The organism is Chamaesiphon sp. VAR_48_metabat_403 (genome assembly GCF_031422475.1).
In the GTDB taxonomy this organism is placed as follows: domain Bacteria; phylum Cyanobacteriota; class Cyanobacteriia; order Cyanobacteriales; family Chamaesiphonaceae; genus Chamaesiphon.
The window spans coordinates 1-18,390 of the sequence record NZ_JANPLS010000342.1; the positions used below are offsets into that span (position 1 = coordinate 1).

20 protein-coding genes and 1 tRNA gene are annotated in these 18,390 nt (G+C 44.8%); 14 read left to right on the top strand and 7 right to left on the bottom strand.

Annotated features, from left to right (window positions below; genetic code table 11):
- Positions 1-104 precede the first annotated feature (104 nt).
- Both RMO79_RS16535 and RMO79_RS16540 read right to left on the bottom strand, forming a co-directional pair.
- Entirely contained in the window at positions 105-788 is a 684-nt protein-coding gene (locus RMO79_RS16535) for a hypothetical protein (RefSeq protein WP_310484290.1), read from the bottom strand.
- Between the two features lie 95 nt (positions 789-883).
- Entirely contained in the window at positions 884-1,564 is a 681-nt protein-coding gene (locus tag RMO79_RS16540; protein WP_310484291.1) for a hypothetical protein, read from the bottom strand.
- A gap of 241 nt (positions 1,565-1,805) precedes the next feature.
- Between RMO79_RS16540 and RMO79_RS16545 the strand changes: the two genes are divergently transcribed.
- Complete coding sequence (locus RMO79_RS16545) at positions 1,806-2,438, top strand: cytochrome b N-terminal domain-containing protein (protein ID WP_310484292.1); 633 nt, start codon at positions 1,806-1,808, stop codon at positions 2,436-2,438.
- 137 nt (positions 2,439-2,575) lie between these two features.
- Positions 2,576-2,660: transfer RNA gene (locus RMO79_RS16550), tRNA-Ser, on the top strand.
- 134 nt (positions 2,661-2,794) lie between these two features.
- Here the strand turns inward: RMO79_RS16550 and RMO79_RS16555 are convergent.
- Positions 2,795-3,229 (bottom strand): Fur family transcriptional regulator, encoded by a 435-nt coding sequence (locus tag RMO79_RS16555; protein ID WP_310484293.1) that lies wholly within the window; start codon positions 3,227-3,229, stop codon positions 2,795-2,797.
- 218 nt (positions 3,230-3,447) lie between these two features.
- Here RMO79_RS16555 and RMO79_RS16560 point away from each other — a divergent pair, with 218 nt between their 5' ends.
- The 9 genes from RMO79_RS16560 (at position 3,448) to RMO79_RS16600 (ending at position 11,484) form a co-directional block, all read left to right on the top strand.
- Positions 3,448-3,981, top strand: coding sequence for a peroxiredoxin (locus RMO79_RS16560; RefSeq protein WP_310484295.1), 534 nt, complete (start codon positions 3,448-3,450; stop codon positions 3,979-3,981).
- Between the two features lie 243 nt (positions 3,982-4,224).
- The gene (gene gor, locus RMO79_RS16565) at positions 4,225-5,574 is read left to right on the top strand and encodes a glutathione-disulfide reductase (protein ID WP_310484296.1); all 1,350 of its coding nucleotides are present in this window, start codon (positions 4,225-4,227) and stop codon (positions 5,572-5,574) included.
- 182 nt (positions 5,575-5,756) lie between these two features.
- Complete coding sequence (locus RMO79_RS16570) at positions 5,757-6,482, top strand: phosphoadenylyl-sulfate reductase (RefSeq protein ID WP_310484297.1); 726 nt, start codon at positions 5,757-5,759, stop codon at positions 6,480-6,482.
- Positions 6,460-6,627: a hypothetical protein gene (locus RMO79_RS16575; protein WP_310484298.1), complete on the top strand. Its 168-nt coding sequence runs from the start codon at positions 6,460-6,462 to the stop codon at positions 6,625-6,627. Before RMO79_RS16570 ends, RMO79_RS16575 begins: the two co-directional genes overlap by 23 nt.
- Before the next feature lie 243 nt (positions 6,628-6,870).
- Complete coding sequence (gene rseP, locus RMO79_RS16580; RefSeq protein ID WP_310484299.1) at positions 6,871-7,962, top strand: RIP metalloprotease RseP; 1,092 nt, start codon at positions 6,871-6,873, stop codon at positions 7,960-7,962.
- 284 nt (positions 7,963-8,246) lie between these two features.
- Positions 8,247-9,191 (top strand): hypothetical protein, encoded by a 945-nt coding sequence (locus RMO79_RS16585; RefSeq protein ID WP_310484301.1) that lies wholly within the window; start codon positions 8,247-8,249, stop codon positions 9,189-9,191.
- Positions 9,192-9,232: 41 nt separating this feature from the next.
- Positions 9,233-10,003 (top strand): RDD family protein, encoded by a 771-nt coding sequence (locus tag RMO79_RS16590; RefSeq protein ID WP_310484302.1) that lies wholly within the window; start codon positions 9,233-9,235, stop codon positions 10,001-10,003.
- Positions 10,004-10,065: 62 nt separating this feature from the next.
- Positions 10,066-10,731 carry a DUF2301 domain-containing membrane protein gene (locus RMO79_RS16595; protein ID WP_310484303.1) on the top strand — a complete coding sequence of 222 codons (666 nt, stop codon included), beginning with the start codon at positions 10,066-10,068 and terminating at the stop codon, positions 10,729-10,731.
- A gap of 57 nt (positions 10,732-10,788) precedes the next feature.
- Positions 10,789-11,484 (top strand): class I SAM-dependent methyltransferase, encoded by a 696-nt coding sequence (locus RMO79_RS16600; RefSeq protein WP_310484304.1) that lies wholly within the window; start codon positions 10,789-10,791, stop codon positions 11,482-11,484.
- A 122-nt stretch (positions 11,485-11,606) separates the two neighbouring features.
- On the opposite strand, the gene RMO79_RS16605 is transcribed toward RMO79_RS16600, so the two are convergent.
- A complete protein-coding gene (locus tag RMO79_RS16605; RefSeq protein WP_310484305.1) occupies positions 11,607-11,948 on the bottom strand; it encodes a hypothetical protein in 342 nt (113 codons plus the stop codon).
- 263 nt (positions 11,949-12,211) lie between these two features.
- Here RMO79_RS16605 and RMO79_RS16610 point away from each other — a divergent pair, with 263 nt between their 5' ends.
- Positions 12,212-12,859, top strand: coding sequence for a sugar transferase (locus tag RMO79_RS16610; protein WP_396136616.1), 648 nt, complete (start codon positions 12,212-12,214; stop codon positions 12,857-12,859).
- Between the two features lie 22 nt (positions 12,860-12,881).
- On the opposite strand, the gene RMO79_RS16615 is transcribed toward RMO79_RS16610, so the two are convergent.
- The 3 genes from RMO79_RS16615 to RMO79_RS16625 form a co-directional block, all read right to left on the bottom strand.
- Positions 12,882-13,337 (bottom strand): cupin domain-containing protein, encoded by a 456-nt coding sequence (locus RMO79_RS16615; RefSeq protein ID WP_310484310.1) that lies wholly within the window; start codon positions 13,335-13,337, stop codon positions 12,882-12,884.
- 40 nt (positions 13,338-13,377) lie between these two features.
- Positions 13,378-14,637 (bottom strand): hypothetical protein, encoded by a 1,260-nt coding sequence (locus RMO79_RS16620; RefSeq protein WP_310484312.1) that lies wholly within the window; start codon positions 14,635-14,637, stop codon positions 13,378-13,380.
- 270 nt (positions 14,638-14,907) lie between these two features.
- Positions 14,908-16,173 (bottom strand): FGGY-family carbohydrate kinase, encoded by a 1,266-nt coding sequence (locus tag RMO79_RS16625; RefSeq protein ID WP_310484314.1) that lies wholly within the window; start codon positions 16,171-16,173, stop codon positions 14,908-14,910.
- Between the two features lie 113 nt (positions 16,174-16,286).
- On the opposite strand from RMO79_RS16625, the gene RMO79_RS16630 reads away from it, so the two are divergent.
- Both RMO79_RS16630 and RMO79_RS16635 read left to right on the top strand, forming a co-directional pair.
- On the top strand, positions 16,287-16,625 hold the full coding sequence (locus RMO79_RS16630; protein ID WP_310484315.1) for a P-II family nitrogen regulator: 339 nt from the start codon (positions 16,287-16,289) through the stop codon (positions 16,623-16,625).
- Between the two features lie 358 nt (positions 16,626-16,983).
- The coding region (locus RMO79_RS16635) for a DEAD/DEAH box helicase (RefSeq protein WP_310484316.1) at positions 16,984-18,390 on the top strand (1,407 nt) is incomplete at its 3' end.

The window sequence follows — 18,390 nt, forward strand, 5'->3', positions numbered from 1 at the left end:
GGATAATTGCCACTAAATCATAACCGATCTTCTATCGAGATCGCCTCAGTGGATTTACGCACCTCCGACCAATCGAGTGAGATCTATCGATAAATATCAATTGGTTATAAACCCGCTCTATCTTCATAGATACTCATGCCAATTTCCCAGGCTTGATTGAGCAACATTCCATATTCAGCTAATTGAGGTTGTTGGGCTAAATTTTGGAGATCGATGAGATTATTAGCGATTGCTAATGTGAGTTCGGATGAATTGGGATATTGACGTAAATAACGATCGATCTCTAGTGCTATGAGTAGATTTTGCCGAGTCTTACTGAGGATTTCTATCATGCTTTTAGCTTGAGATGTTTCGCCCTGATGATGTGTGAGGTCGGCAACTTTTTCCAGCGTATCGATCGAAGTAACAATCTGATTGTAGTGTTCGATTTGCTCTACTAATTTGAGGAGCTTTTGCAATCGTTTTCCGCGTTCGCAAATCCACCGATTGATACCAAATAAAATTAGCAAGGTAATGGTACCATCGATCCAAATTAATTGGACGATGCGATCGGATTGCGATCGCGGCGGGTGATAGACATGTAACACGCGATCGACTGGCAACATCATTGCCGTAAAGATCATCGTCGCGCCGACGATTTGCATTAACCCCATCTGAATTAATTTATGTGGTTTTTGCCACACATTCTTTCTCCAGGTGAATCCAACCATGAGCTGTCCGATTTCCTGTTGTCCGATCGATTCTACTGTCGATCTGGAAATGATTAATTTGCTAATTCTATCTACCATATATTTGTTGGCATTGCCTCTGCTCTAAAGCATCTTAATTTGCCAATCTCACCCTTATTTATCTTAAAAATTAATTTATTATCCGTGCAGATTGCTTACAAACCCAATTGATGGAAAGATTCCCAGACTGCTGTAAAAAAGCTACCTTCGCGCGGACGAAATACTTCAAAAGTACTCCCGGTGCCAAAAAATGGTCTTAGCGTCCAACCTAATTGAGTACCAACAAATCCATATAAGCCCAACCAAAACTTCAGGATATTTTTTCTGATCTTAATGTTCCCAGCTTGTTCGTCTGCCTCGGTTGGTTTCATAGTCCGGTAGAGAAAAGATACACCTAAGATACCCGTGAGTGCAAAAATCGCTACATTTAATAACAGAAAGAAAAATTTATCATTAACAGTCAACAAGAAAAATAAAGTAATCGGTGCGAACCCGCACAATAAAACAGAAATTACGGTTATTGCCGATAACAAATATGCCCAATGTTGCTGAATTGTACTGCGAGAACCAAAGAAGGCATTGAAAATATATAGCGTCGGCAAACAAACAATCAGAGTTACCAGATATAGAGCGGGAAGTTTAACCGCTGAAGAGAGAATTTGAATCGGCATCGCACTGTTTGTCGCGCCGATAATTGCTCCGTAAATTGCGAAGCAAATAAAGCTAGTAAACAGCAGCGAGATAATTTTGCTATTGAGTTTTTCGCTATTGTGAATTTCGTCGATAAAACTAAATCGATCTTTGAGTAAATAAACTAGGGTATTCGTATTTTCCATAATCTTAGGCGAACGAGATGACTCGGTAATTACTACAGTCGGATGGGGAACAATTCCTGTAGTTTTAGTCTAAGTCGCGCTAGCTCGGTGTTGGGGCGGAAAAAATCGGTACTTAAAGTCGGAAAAAGTTGGATCTTTCCCAGTCGGTGCGAATGTGGACGATCGGAATTTAGCGGTGGGACAACTCCTGAATTTCTTCTACAATAATAAGAAATGTAAATAAAGCTCAAAAGTATTGCTTATGAATGCTGTGCGTTACGGGTCTGCGTTGCGAAAGCTAGCTACAGTGCTGGCGATTGCGATCTTCGCGCTTTGTCTAGTGGCAGCCATTACTGGCGTGTCGCTCGCCTTTTACTACACTCCTTCTAGTACCGATGCGTACTCTTCAATCGCGTACATCAACGATCGGGTGACGAATGGTTGGTTGATTAGAAGTTTGCATAACATTACCGGGAATGGCTTAATTGCTGTCTCGCTGGTACAGATCGTGGTAATGTTTTTCGGTCGCCACCTACTCGGCAGTTGGATTGTGGGTTGGATATCGGGAATTTTCTTGACGCTCAGTGCCATTGGGTTGGGTTGGACGGCAATGAATTTAGAGTGGTCGCAATTAGGCTACTGGCGGCTCAAAATCGAGCTGTCGATTATTGAAAGCATTCCGGCAATCGGGAACTTTCTGCGCCAGTTATTATTGGGTGGTGATGCGCTCGGCACGATTAGTCTAGAGCATTTATTTACAATTCACAGTTATCTCCTATCGGCAGTAGCATTAGTGTTATCGCTCGTCCATCTGGTGAGTATGGTTTTCGACTCACTAGTTCCAGTGGAGTTACCTTCAGATCCTGCAAGTAGCGATCCTCAACCTCTTGAGTAACCTCGCTATGGAAAAGGGAGCCACCAATACAATTGCAATGGGGATGTGTGGTGGCTCGATCTTGCTAGTGCGAAATTTTTTTAGTTCTTGCCGATCGCGGCGATCGCAAATCGTGTTATGATTGGATGTCTGTATTTGGAAAGGTGGCAGAGTGGTCGAATGCGTCCGACTTGAAATCGGATGAGGTGCAAGCTTCCGTGAGTTCGAATCTCACCCTTTCCGTTCTAAAGTAAGCTTTAAATATTAGGAACTGTGTGAGTTTACTCATAAGTTTGCGGTTTGGTAGACTTATAGTTCCGGTAACTTATGCGGTTTCAAAGATCGGACATAAAATTTCGATCGAATTGGAGTCAGTCTTAATCTTGCGCTGCTGGAGTGCAGCGATCGCAGTAACCACGTACGATGGTTTCATAGCTCACTGCTTGTAAGCCAGATCGCAATCGATCGAATTCTACTCCAGGTAGCGCGTCCCAGCCGATATCCTCGATCGCGCCGCATTGTTGACAGTGGAAATGATGGTGAGGTTCGACGATCGCATCGTAGCGCGATACACCAGCTTCCAGCAGCACCTCGCAGATCAATCCTGCCGTGCGGAGAGCTTGCAAGGAGCTATAAATCGTTGCTTGGGAAGATACAGGGCAATATTGATTTAAATCTATCAAAAGCTGTTCGACCGTGGGATGATCGGTACGCGACAAGAGATTAGCATACACGGCGAATCGTTGCGGTGTGACCCGCAAGCCTTTGGCTTTAAGCGTTTTGACGATCGCGTCTGTGGAGGGCTGGAACATTGCAAGGGACTAGGAACTAAAAGCTAGTGGCTAGTAGAGAGATACTGTAACTAACAATTATAATCCCGAAATTCCAGGAAAGATCGCTTAACTTTAAATATTATCAACTAAATATTCTTACAACTCTTGACTTATTCCTAAATTAGAATTATTCTGAGATGTATGAGTTCGATCGTCCTTGACTGCGAACCAAAAATAATTATTACTAGGAGCAAATCATGGCTGTAATCGACCAAGTACCTGATGTTGTGTTCAAAACTCGCGTGCGCGATGAATCGATCGGTGGTGAAAACCCCTTTAAATGGCAAGATGTAACTACCAAAGATGTCTTTGCTGGTAAAAAAGTCGTCGTATTCTCCCTCCCTGGTGCATTCACACCCACTTGTTCTACTTCCCACCTGCCCCGCTATGAAGAACTCTACAATGAGTTTAAAGCACAAGGTGTAGATGAAATTTACTGTCTCTCTGTCAATGATGCCTTTGTCATGTATCAGTGGGGTCTCAAGCAAGGAGCCAAAAATGTCAAGCTCTTACCCGACGGTAATGGTGAGTTTAGCAAAGCAATGGGCATGTTGGTAGACAAATCCAATCTAGGATTTGGAATGCGCTCTTGGCGTTACTCAATGCTGGTAAACGATTGCAAAATCGACAAAGTATTCTCAGAAGAAGGCTTCATCGACAACTGCCCCACCGACCCATTTGAAGTCTCCGATGCCGATACGATGTTAGCTCATATCAAAGGCAGCAAGTAGTTTAGTGGATAGTGAATAGTGAATAGTGAATAGTGGATAGTAAAAACTATTCTGCGAACAGCTAACAAGAGATGCTATCTACTGTTTACGACTCCGTTTGTCAAATAAGTCTGAGTAAGGTGGGCAACTGCCCACCTACTTGGATTTATGCTTTTTATGAGGTCGATTGTATTTATCGAGCGTTATTAATATCCTTTGCCAGCCACTACTCACTATTCACTATTCACTAACAGGAAAACAGATATGAGCTATGATTTCGACCTATTCGTAATTGGTGGCGGTTCTGGCGGGATTGCGACAGCGCGACGCGCCGCCGAATATGGTGCCAAAGTTGGCGTTGCTGAATACGACAGACTCGGCGGTACCTGCGTCAATCGCGGCTGTATTCCTAAAAAACTGATGGTATATGCATCTCACTTTCCAGAATTGTTTACCGATGCCGAAGGTTATGGTTGGAGTGCCGTTAAAAGCCAGCTAGACTGGCCGAGGATGATGGCAGCAGTCAATGGTGAAGTCACCCGGCTCAATGGCATTTACCAACGGATGTTGGACAATTCCAAAGTAGAATTTTTGCACGATCGAGCGAAATTTATCGACCATCATACACTCCAAGTGGGCGAACGTACCGTTACTGCCGATAAAATTTTGATTGCAGTCGGTGGTGTCCCCGTGCGTCCAAATATTCCAGGCATCGAACACGCGCTGGTATCTGATGATATTTTCGATTTACCTACCCAGCCCAAGCAAATGGTAATTTTGGGTGCTGGCTATATCGGTTGTGAATTTGCGTGCATTATGAATGGATTGGGAACGGAAGTCACCCAAATTATTCGACCCGATTTAATTTTACGTAGTTTTGACGGCGACTTGCGATCGGCAGTTCAGGACGGGATGATCCATCATGGCGTGAAGATTATCAATCATGCCCAAGATCTCTCAATCGCCAAAACCGATAATGGTGTCAGCCTCACCGTGACTACCAAAGATGGACAGCAAACAATTCTCGCCGATGTCGTCAGTTTAGCAGCACTCGGACGCAAACCCAATACAGCTAACTTGGGACTAGAAAATGTCGATGTCAAAACCCATAATGGGGCGATTCTCGTCGATATTAACAGTCGGACGAATGTCGAAAATATTTACTCGGTTGGCGACTGTACCGACAATATCCAACTCACGCCCGTCGCAATTAATGAAGGGCGAGCTTTTGCCGATACCATGTTTGGCAATAAACCCCGCACGATGAACTATGCGGATATTCCGACTGCAATCTTTACTACCCCCGAAGCTGCAACCGTCGGGTTAACCGAAGAAGAAGCCCGCGAAATGCATGGCGATAATATTAAAATCTATCGCAGCAGTTTCCGACCGATGTACTACGTACTACCAGCCAAACAGGAAAAAACCCTGATGAAACTGGTTGTAGATACCAAAACCGATCGCGTCCTCGGTGCCCACATGGTCGGAGACCATGCCGCAGAAATCATTCAAGGGGTGGCCATTGCTGTCAAAATGGGCGCGACTAAAGCCGATTTTGATGCCACTGTGGGCATTCATCCCAGCTCCGCTGAAGAGTTTGTCACAATGAGGTAGGCTTTAGGCTTTAGGTTTTAGGTTTTAGGCTTTAGGGGGAAAGGGGAAAGGGTAAAGGGTAAAGGAAAACATCCTCCCACACTCCCCACACTCCCCACACTCCCCACACCCCCCACACTCCACCCTTCTCCTGTAAAATATCGTCAGACGATCGATCCTTAATTTTTCAAGAGCGCGCAATCATGATTCAGGCGAGTACAGAACTGGATTTCCTCACCTTAGATGCCGAACTAAGCACACAAAGTCCCCAGGAAATCATCAAACGGGCGTTAAGTTTATTCGATAATATTTCCATTTCCTTCAGTGGAGCTGAAGATGTGGTTTTAATCGACATGGCATATAAGATTAATCCCAATGTTAAAGTCTTCAGTCTCGATACTGGACGGCTTCACCCCGAAACTTATCAGTTTATCGATCGAGTCAGAAAGCACTATAATATCGCGATCGATGTCATCTATCCAGAAGCCGCTCCCGTCGAAGCGATGGTGAAGGCCAAAGGTTTATTTAGCTTTTACGAAGATGGACACCAAGAATGCTGTGGCGTGCGGAAAGTTGCGCCCCTGCGACGCAAATTAGCCACCCTTGATGCCTGGATTACCGGACAACGTAAAGATCAAAGCCCTTCGACTCGCGCTGCGGTACCCGCGATTCAAGCCGATGGAGCCTTCGGCACGCCAGAACATCCGTTAGTTAAGTTCAATCCTTTGGCTAATTGGTCGTCTGCGGACGTATGGACGTATATTCGCGCGCTAGAAGTGCCCTACAACTCCCTGCACGAGCGCGGATTTATTAGTATCGGTTGCGAACCCTGCACCAAACCAACTCTCCCCAATCAACACGAGCGCGAAGGACGCTGGTGGTGGGAAGAAGCTACTCAAAAAGAATGTGGTTTACACGCTCCTAAATAGGTCTGTCGTTAAACCAGTTAAACCCGTAATTGCTAGCCCTGGGACGGTTTTACCTAGCGTCCCAGCCACGCGCATCCTCGCTCCATCTGGAACTCAATCTGCCCCAACACCAAAACCGACTCCACCACCTCAAGTCAGTTGGTAAGAAGCGACTAATGTTGCAGTTGGTGTCTTTCGGTGGCGAAGAGCGTTCGATCTCCTCTATTGCAGATCGATCGATAACAATACCAACTAGCTAATTTCAACTTTCGACCGGGGAAAATATCATCGGTTTTGTCAAACAGGCGATCGCCTTCTCTTAGTCCCCCAGTCTCCTTTGTCCCCCCATCCCCCACTCCTCCCACTCGCCGACTAAAATGGGTAATAGTAGGTCAAAACAAGAGAAAATATGTCAACATTGGCGGCGATCGGCGTTTTAGCAGTATTAATTTTTGTTCACGAACTGGGGCACTTTTTGGCAGCCAGATTGCAGGGCATTTATGCCAATAAATTTTCACTAGGCTTCGGGCCAGTATTATTAAAATATCAAGGCAAACAGACTGAATACGCCCTTCGCGCACTACCTTTGGGTGGTTTCGTCGGCTTTCCCGATGACGATCCCGATAGTGATATCCCCGCAGACGATCCTAATTTACTCCGCAATCGTCCGTTGCTCGATCGGGCGATCGTGATTAGTGCGGGCGTAATTGCCAATTTAATCTTTGCTTATTTCTTGCTGGTCGTCCAGGTGAGCGTTATCGGCTTTCAGCAAATTAATTATCATCCCGGCGTAGTAGTATCGGGAATTGCTGACAATTTGAGTACTGCTGCTGGTAAAGCGGGAATTGAAGCAATGGATATCGTACTCGCGGTAGATAACCAAGATCTGGGTAGTGCCAAACCAGCCATTGTCAAGCTGATGGCGGAGATTCAAACCCACGCCCAGCAACCATTAACTTTTAAAATTCAACGCGGTACCAAGACACTCGATCTCCAAGTTACTCCCGATGCCAATGCCGAAGGTAAAGGTCAAATTGGGGTCAAACTCGCGCCTAATGCCGATATTATCATCGATCGATCGATAAGTCCGATCGATGCCCTCGTCAAAGGAGCTAATGAATTCGAGCGTGTGGTGGTGCTGACTTTCCAAGGTTTATCGCAATTGGTAACCAATTTTGGCGAGACAGCTACTCAAATTGCTGGGCCGATCAAAATCGTGGAAATCGGTTCGAGTATTGCCTCGAATAATGCTGCTGGATTGCTGCAATTTGGCGCGCTAATCAGCATTAATTTAGCCGTAATGAACATTTTGCCATTACCAGCTTTAGATGGCGGTCAACTGGCGTTTTTGTTGTTTGAAGGGCTGTTGGGCAAACCGTTACCGATGAAGTTGCAAGAAACCGTGATGCAGACGGGCTTGTTTTTACTACTGGGGTTGGGCGTATTTCTAGTGATTCGCGATACCGCCAATCTCTCTAGCGTTCAGCAATTTTTCAAGTAAGAATCTTAGCTTAAATAAATTGGAACTTTGATACCATCGCCAGGGTAGGGGCAATTAATAAATTATCTCTACCTTGGTAATTGCGAGAGCCAAAGAAAATTCGGCTCCGATCTAATCCCGATTCCTCAAGGATGCAAGTAGAGACAATCGATTTGGGATTAACAGCCAAACGCCCAAATTTGCGGCGCGGGATGATGAATATTTCTATCCTGTTACCAAATGTGAGAATCGGTCGCTAGCACCATACACTAAATAACAAGCGGTGTAATCTCATCTAAAATACTATGACAAAAAATAGTTCCGATCCATTTGGTACCCTCAGTATTGGGAATGTGGTGACTACAGGCACCATTCTCTACAGATCTAACTTAAAACGTTATTTGCAGGTATCCCTTCGCGCTACAGCTTGGGTAGTGGCAATCTTCGCCGCTGCGATCGGATTAATGTTGATTGGTGGCGTATTATTTAGCCTGACTCAATCCTGGCTACCTGTCGTCATTCCCCTGGTAGTTGTCTGGTTTGGCTTGAGTTTATATCTATCGGCCAAAAGCTTGACAGATCGAGCTGTCATCTGTCGGTTAGCTTATCAAGAACTGATCGATGCTCCAGAAACAGTAGATGCAGCTACTAGGCAATTACTACCGCGTACGTGGGCATTTTTAAGGCTATCGCTATTATTAGGGTTGTATCTGTCCCTGTTGGTAATAGTTGGGTATATTTTGTTCGCTATCGCGATCGGATTAATGGTGGCACTTCTAATGTCTGTAGCGCAATTATCCCCCGACAATGGTGTTTTTGTTGTTTTTATTATTCTATTATCAGTCGTCTTCTTCGTATTATTAGTCGCACTAATCGTGCGCTTTTATGCTGCCTGGTTTGTTGCTGAATTGCCTCTGGCAGTCGAGCCAATTACATCTGCTAATTTTAGCATCCGTCGCAGCAGACAATTAAGTAATAATGTTATCGGAAAATTAGTATTAATTATCACGGTAGCTTTTTTAATTACCATCCCGCTGAGTAGCATTGGCAGTACTCCAAGTTTTATCGGTCAATTGATGTCGGTTTCGAGTACAGATTCTGCCAAAGTAGTTGGGGGAGTTTTGACAATCGTGGGTTTCTTTGTCAGTCTGGCGATCGAACTACTGATTATGCCATTTTGGCAGATAATTAAAGCAATTGTTTACTTCGATCTTCGCAATCGCCAAGAAGGTAACGATCTGATAATTTAGTAGATATTTTACAGATAGAGCGATCGTCAATTCGCATACATATGAAATATTTAAACCGAGTCAAATCACAAACGCCAGAAAGTGTTGAATTAGAATTTGTTTTAGCTGGAGTTGGCAATCGCACTCAAGCTTTAGTTATTGACTATCTGATTTGGAGTTCGACAATTTTTATATTGTTGGTAATCTGGGCAATCTTATTTGCCCAGATTACTTGGTTGCAATCTGATACTGCTCGCCCCTGGCTGCTGGCAATCCAAATCTTGATTTTATTTGGAGTATATATCGGATATTTTATCGTATTTGAAACCTTGTGGCGCGGACAGACTCCAGGTAAAAAATATGTTAAAATTAGAGTAATTAGAGACGATGGACGTAATGTTGGCATTCAGCAATCGATCTTACGATCGCTCCTGCGCCCAATCGACGATATTCTATTTATTGGGTTGTTATTAATTCTCTTTACACCTCAAGAAAAACGTCTGGGTGACTGGGTGGCGGGGACAATTTCCATTCAAGAAGGGCAAACCGTTAGCGATCGAGAAATTACCATCTTACCCGCAGCCACAGAGCTGGCAACTAAACTAATTGAAACAGGCAAAATTGCCGCCTTAACTCCCGACGAATTTGCCATAATTAGAAAGTACCTCTATCGCTATCCAGCTCTATCGTCATCTGCTAAAATTCAAGTTAGCGATCGATTAGCACTACAATTAATTGATAAAATAGAGTTAACAGATAGACTCCCCACTCGTGACTCTCATCTAATTATCGAAGCGGTATTTATTGCTTATCAACAGCAGTTTAGAGGGTAAGTATTAGGCTTTAGGCTTTAGGTATTAGGTTTTGGAGATAGAGAATAAGAGGATAAAAGCAGATGCAAACGATCGAATCAGATATTACGACAGAAATATATCAGGGACAGTTTGGTACATTTACAATTACCGATCGCGATCGGCAAAGTGTGATAATTTATCGGAGTGCGCTGATGGTAGCGGCGATAAGTTTTGCGATCGGGACGATTGCGGTATTATCGCAATGGGGTAATAGTGAAAGCAATAATGCCAATGTATTGACAGCGATAACCATACTCTATATTATCTTCTCAGTCGCCCTCGGCATCGCTCTAGCGACAATTCATATTTACATGGCAGTTTTGCACCGAACCTTGCAAGTATTTTGGGCAATTGGGTGTATGAGTGCGATCGGATTTTCTCTATATTATCAGCAACCGATCGGATCGATCGTTTACGAACAGCCGTTAACTATTTTAGGTGTGGGTTTTACCTTCGCCGCCTTGACTGGTATCTTTTTTAAAGAAGCTTTTTGTTTCAATCGCTTAGAAACAAAAATATTGACATTTCTAGTTCCCGGATTATTATTAGGACATTTAATAAATATCCTACCGCAATCGATCGAAGCAATTTTATTAGCTAGTTGGGCGATATTATTTTCGATTTTTGCCATCCGCAAAGCCATTCAAGCTATCCCCCCCGATATTGGCGACAAATCAGTATTTGAATATCTGAAGGCTAGTGGATAGTGAATATGGACGCTTGCGTCACCCCGTCACCCCGTCACCTCGTCCCCCAGTCTCAAGATGTACAGTCCTATTATTACACCACAACACGATTGGTCGATCGATATCGAGCGAGTCAAACAAAGATTCGATCGAGAGTTTAAACAAGAAGCTTTTGAACTACCGCCAGAAGTCGAAGAAATGCCGATTTTCAGAGAGTGGATCAGTCACAATCTCGCTCCAAAAATCGCTTCACCATTTTGGGAATTAGCAGGCTTTAAAAAGAACCATCGCTGCTTAGATATCGGCTGCGGAGTTAGTTTTTTGATATACAATTGGCGAGAATGGGAAACATATTTTTACGGGCAAGAAATCAGCGTCGTGGCGAAAAGTGCCCTCAATTCGCGCGGATCTCAACTAAATTCTAAATTATTTAAAGGTGTCCAATCTGGTGCCGCTCATCAATTAAATTATGAGAACGATACATTCGATCGGGCGGTCGCTACCGGATTTAGTTGTTACTATCCTCCTGAGTACTGGAAACTAGTACTCCAAGAGGTCAAGAGAGTCTTAAAACCCGATGGAATCTTCATTTTTGATGCGATGGATCCCGATGCCGAATTAGCCGAGAACTGGGCGATTTTAGAGATGTATTTAGGTGCAGAAGTCTTGCTGTCGCCGCTGGCACAATTTACAGATCTAGTCAAAGAAGTTGGCGGTAAAGTTACCGCCACTCAATCGGGACAGTTATTTCAAATGTATCGGGTGAGTTTTTAGGTTTTAGGCTTTAGGTGTTAGGTGTTAGGTGTTAGGATGGTATTTTGAAATATTTGCTTGTGTCCGACAAATGACCGAGTGATGGAGGACAATAACTATTCACTATCCACTATTCACTAATTCTAAAAACTAACCTTCACATACAACCACTTAGCAATTAGCTGAGGGCAATTTTTAATAAACCATCTCCAGGCAAAGATTTTGGCGACTGGCTTCGACCTTTTCGCAATGAACTTTGCCAGCGAATTGAGCGGACGCAAGCGCACCTTTTTATTAATTAAATTGACATAGCCGATATCGTACAAACAATCGATAATTAATTTAATCGTTGCTTCCTCCCTTGCCATCATACTAGTTAGCAAAATCAAAATCTCTTGCACGCGCTCTGCTTCTAACTGTGCGCGCGCAGATGTTGTCGATAAGTTAGTTACTGGCTGACTGGAGACTGAGATGATTTTATTCACGATGGGGTTTAGATATTGAAAAGGGGTGATAAACCGAACCAGCGACTCGTCCGCTCGTTCCAAAAATCGCGATTGCCGGATTTCGGTACGGTGGTAGTGTATAAACATAGTGTGCCACGATCGCTGCCTGCTAGAGCCAAAATAACAAATAATTTGGTAAGTTTAGTAAGCCAGAGACCATCGATGGGAAAAATAAAGATTAGTTAGTGGCTCCATTCATCGTGGCAATAACTAACGGCAGACATCAGCTCCAAACATCCAAAATGAAAGAGATAAAACCTAAACGTAAGTCCCCTACTTATTTTAGTCGAGGTGTGAAGATAATCGCCGATCGAGTCATGGCAGCATTATTATTACTACTATTTTCGCCAATACTACTAGTTGTGGCGATCGTTTTGCGGGTACGCATGGGTAGTCCGATTGTCTTTACGCAAGCGCGTCCCGGCAAAAATAGCGAGATTTTCACGGTATTTAAGTTCCGCACGATGACTAGCGACTGCGATGCTGCGGGTAATTTGCTCTCCGATGAAGCGCGATTGATTCCACTCGGTCAATTTTTACGTAAAGCTAGTTTAGACGAACTACCTCAACTGTGGAATGTCCTCATCGGCGATATGAGTTTTGTCGGCCCGCGCCCATTATTGGTAAGATATCTAGAACGCTACAGTCCCGACCAAGCTCGCCGTCATGATGTACCGCCAGGAATTACCGGATGGGCGCAGATCAATGGACGTAATGCCCTAACTTGGGATGAAAAATTTAAGCTAGATCTCTGGTATGTGGATAACTGGAGTTTGTGGTTAGATTTCAAGATTTTGCTGTTGACAGTAAAGAAGGTCTTCAAGCAAGAAGGAATCAGTCAAAATGCCAATGTGGTGGCAATGCCAGAATTTATGGGCAACGATAAATAGCTAAGAAGATAGCATAAAAATGCTAGCTATTACTTAGCTCAAAATCGGCAAAGTCAAATCCGGGCACCACCACACATCCCACCAACGCATATCCCGCTGCACCCAAGATCGGTGTAGCTTTTTGCCAATGGTTGGGCGGTACAATGGCTTGGAAGGTATAATCTCGACCGAGGTGGATGGGGTGGGAGGCTCCATCTAAAGTTTCTGTTATCACCAATTCTAGTGGATCTCCTGCTTGATGAAACCATAATTCTGCAGATCGTACCCGATGCCACCGCGAAAAATGACCTGCGGGCAGTAGAAATAAAATTGCAGTGCCAGCAGATCGATCTCCGGTATAATCATCTGATAAAATCGATTGGGGTAGACAAAGATCCGACCGCCAAGTTTCACGATAAAATCCGCCTTCGGGATGAGGTTGCAATTGCAATTTATCGATGAGCGAAACGATGTCGGTGGAGAGTGGCATGGAAAGCATAAATGAAGATTTTCTACCCAAAATTACAATCTGCGATCGTTTATTCTAACCGCTTAAACTCTTGAGATAGAGCATCTTCTTCGGTGGTATAAATAATATCTCGATCGGTAATTAGATGCTGTTTAGCAAACTGTTTGGCATAATCTAACTTCTCTTGAATCGTATCATTTTGCTGTAATATTTTTACCTGCTGATGGCGAAACTGATTGCGGTTGCGGACTTTTCGATCTTGCGCTTTCACCCAGAAATAACGACAGGAAGGGATAACAACTAGCCCCACCCCATACAGAGCCAAAACTATCATTGCAATCCCGATCGAATTACTAGCTATCCCCTGGAGCATCAGAGCTAAGACACCTATCCCAACTAGATTACCAGCAAATAGCGCGATCGCCCAATTAGTTTGAGTAGGTGTGGCTTTACTAAATTTCCACTTCCGTTCTCGCAACGATTGGGGGACTCGCTTAAATTGTGAGGGGGCATCTTTAAGCGTAGTTTGAAGATCGGGGAAATGATATACCAATTGTCCGGTCGGACTGACTTCGGGAATACCATTAAACTTAGTCAGAACTGGTAACATATAGTTTTCATATTCTCGGTCGTACCCCTGCCCTACATCATCTAAGTATGGAGCAATTTGTTCGCCGATCGCCACCCCTTGCTGACGATGAATTAGATTGCCAATATAACTCCACCGCCGCTGTTCGAGATCGGCGTTAGGATTGCCATCGCCAAATAATACCGAAAATACCGCTTCTAAAAAATTGAGCGGCTTGCGCTGCGTTTTAGGTCGAATTGGTGTGAGATTCTCATTATTAACGGTCGTCATTGTAGAACTACCAGCACTAGAGCTACTGCTACCCCAGTCACCAATCGCCAAGACGCAATTACCACCACCATCGCCAAAGTCGCCGCAATCCCCGCCATTATCGCTCCCAAATAGTGCGGCGAGTGTAATTGCCAAAATTGTCAGATAGACAGCACTAATCGAGGTAATTAATAAAATGCCAAACGAGATCTTAATCAGGTAAAATCCGATCGACCAGATCTTTGTCAGCCAAGCTTTAGCCTGTAATTTAACCGATTTACGCAATAAAACTTGCCTAAAATCTGGAGCCAAAACATAAATTACTTCTCCAGTATCGGTGACTTGCAAATGCCCCCCAGTCTGATTCGCCAACGCCAGCAATCCCGAACGCGCTGCTTCGAGGTGAATACCACTATGGGTGACAACATCCGCACAAGTGACTCGATATCCGAGTTGTTCGACTGCTGTCATGAGTTGAGGATTGGCATTCATATATACGTTCCTAAATATCTCCACCGACAAACTTCTGCGGCTCGATGCAATCTTGCGATATTTGAGCCGATTTAATTACCGCTCCCTAATAGAATTTTAGCCAACTTTCTGGCGATCGTGGATAGTGGATACAATACGGTTCGGTTAGCCAGCGACTGAAGTCGCCGCTAGTGATGCAAAGTCTGCCTACGCAGACTAAAACTGCAAGGGAATTTGTTTAACCGAACCATACTCCTTACTCCCTACTCCTTACTCCCTACTCCTTACTCCTTACTCCTTACTCCTCCCCCCTCCCCGACTAAGTGCCAACAATGCACTACCATAAGCCGCTTCCTGATGCTGAGAAATAGATACGGGTACGGGTAGATATCGCTGCCGAATTTTCGTCCAGGTGGAATTTTTCGCGCCGCCGCCTGCGGTGTAAATAGCCGTTAGGGGTGTCGCTCCTAATTCGGCTAATAGCTCATAGCCGCGCGCTTCGATTTTAGCAATTCCTTCGAGTAACCCATGCAAAAAATCGACTCGATGCTCTGGTCGCGGAGTCAGGCGCGGTGGTAAATTAGGATCGTTAATTGGGAACCGATCGCCTGGAGTTAATAAGGGATAATAATCGAGTTGGCTGGATATATTAGGATCGATTTCCTGACTCAAGCTGACTAACTCAGCATCGCTGAAAAAATGTCGCAACACTGTGCCGCCAGTATTTGACGCACCACCTACCAACCATAAATCGCCCAAACGGTGGCTATAAATTCCATACCGAGGCTCGTCAACCCGCGTGCGAGAGAGCAGTTTAATTACCAGTGTCGAACCCAGCGATGTCACAGCTACTCCTGGCGTATCCACTTCACTAGCCAAAAATGCGGCAATACTATCGGTAGTACCCGCACACACCATACAATCAGACGCTAAACCCAATTCTTGAGCGACTTGGGGTAATACCATCCCCATCGGCGTACCTGGCTTTAATACTTGCGGCAATAATGGGCGATAAGGGTGCCGTTCGAGCCAATCGGGATAAGATAAGGATTCGACATCGTAGCCGAGTTTTAGGGCATTGTGATAGTCGCTGATGCCCAGTTTGCCATGCAGATGGTAAGCCAGCCAGTCGGCTTGATGGAGAAAATAATATTTTTGACTGGCATTGAAATCTGGAAAATTAGGTTGAGTCGCCATCCAGCATAACTTGGCAAAACTAGAAGTAGCACTAATTATGGGATGTCCGACTGGCGCGATCGATCTTACCCGATCTAATACTACTTTGGCGCGATCGTCATGATATAAAATTGGGGTACCGACTAATTGCCCCCGATCGTTGCATAATAATACCGTCGAAGATGTCCCATCGATCGCGATGCTCGTTACCTGCGATCTGATTTCACCTGGGATGGCGCGAATTAGCCCAAACAAAGTTTCCCGCCAAGTCGATGCCACCAATAGCTCTCTAGTCCCCCACCATAGCACGTTACGATCGGTGTCGATCGCTACCAATCTGGCTCCAGATGTGCCAAAATCTATGCCGAGAGTAACTGTCATATTTTTATTTTGTAGCCAGAGTTACATGTTTGGCTGGTCTAACAATGATACAAAATGTCAAGTTGGTGCAGCTAAAAAATTGTATAGAGACACACATTCAGGAGTAACCGAAATTGAAAAAGATTGTAGCAATCATTCGCCCTTTCAAATTAGATGAAGTAAAAATCGCCCTCGTCAATGCAGGCGTAGTGGGAATGACGGTATCGGAAGTGAGAGGATTTGGCAGACAAAAGGGGCAAACCGAACGTTATCGCGGCTCGGAATATACCGTAGAATTTCTCCAAAAACTGAAAGTCGAAGTCGTAATCGAAGATTCTCAAGTTGACATGGTAGTAGACAAGATTATTGCTGCTGCCAGAACTGGTGAAATCGGCGATGGCAAAATCTTCGTCAGTCCCATCGAACAAGTGGTGCGGATTCGGACTGGTGAGAAAAATATCGAAGCTGTCTGATCTATCTAACCCAAGTTGCTAGTTATGGGTTTTGAGTGGGATGGGTGTTAGGTTTTAGCTATTAGGTTATAGGTTTTATCCCATCGTTAATACCTAATACCCAAATCTTTAACCTTGGTTATGACTATCAACTTGCGTTATCTAGATAATTCAGATTTAATTTAGCGATTTATTTAAAGTCAGCCGAGGTTTAAGCCTTGGCTTTTTAATTGCAATTTATCTTTTCATTCTCGCTAGCAGCTTGCCCGTCTGCTAGCCGATCGTGCCCGATCGTAATTTCCGAATATACTAGAGAGTATCGAGACTTAGCTACCGCCACAATCTAACCTCGTGCCACCGCCTGAGAAGTTAAAACGCTATGACCACCTCTGCTATCACTACCGAACAGCTCCAAGAAATATTTCCATTTCCACTCGACGGATTTCAACTTCAGGCGGTAGCCGCACTCAACGCGGGAAAGTCAGTCGTAGTTTGCGCCCCGACGGGTTCTGGTAAAACATTAATCGGTGAATATGCCATTCATCGCGCCCTGCGACAGGGACGCAGAGTATTTTACACCACCCCCCTCAAAGCTTTATCCAATCAAAAATATCGCGACTTTAGAGCCGAATTTGGCGAAGAGAATGTCGGATTGCTCACGGGCGATATTTCCATCAATCGGGACGCACTAGTCGTCGTCATGACTACCGAAATCTTCCGCAACATGCTCTACGGTACCCGCATCGGCGAAGTCGGTACCTCCATGATGGGTGTTGAAGCAGTGGTACTCGACGAGTGCCACTATATGAATGACAAACAGCGGGGTACCGTCTGGGAAGAATCGATTATTTACTGTCCCCCGCACATTCAGCTCGTCGCCCTTTCCGCCACCGTTGCCAATAGCAAACAATTAACCGACTGGATTAATGCCGTTCATGGCAGTACCGAACTCATTTATTCCGACTTCCGCCCCGTCCCCTTAGAGTTTCATTTTGTCAACCCCAAAGGGATCTTGCCATTATTAGACCCTAATACTGCCAAACTCAATCCCAAACTCAAAACCCATCGTCCCACTGGCAGCCGCAAAACTGAAGATGTCCCCAGTATCGGCTTTGTAGTCAGCAAGCTTGCCGAGCGGGAAATGTTACCTGCAATTTATTTTATCTTCAGTCGGCGCGGTTGCGATAAAGCTGTCGCCGAAGTCTCTACTCTGCCACTAATTTCCAAAACGGAAGCCGCTCAGTTAAAAATTAGGATCGATGAATTCTTAGAAAAAAACCCCGAAGCCGCCCGCGCGGGACAAGTCGAACCGCTCTATAAAGGCATCGCCGCTCACCATGCCGGGATTTTACCAGCCTGGAAAGTGCTGGTAGAAGAATTATTCACACAGGGCTTAATCAAAGTCGTCTTTGCTACCGAAACCCTCGCAGCGGGGATTAATATGCCCGCCCGGACGACAGTAATTTCCAGCTTATCTAAACGCACAGACCAAGGACATCGCCTCCTGACAGCCTCCGAATTTTTACAAATGTCGGGACGTGCCGGACGGCGCGGTAAGGACGTGGTGGGCTATGTAGTTGCCACTCAGACCAGATTTGAAGGCGCGAAAGAAGCCAGCGACTTTGCCACATCGGCACCAGATCCGCTGGTAAGTCAATTTACCCCCACTTATGGGATGGTACTAAACCTGCTCCAAACCCATACCCTAGAAGAAGCCAGAGAACTAGTCGAACGCAGTTTCGGACATTTTACCAAAACCCTCCATCTACTGCCCCAACAGCAAGGC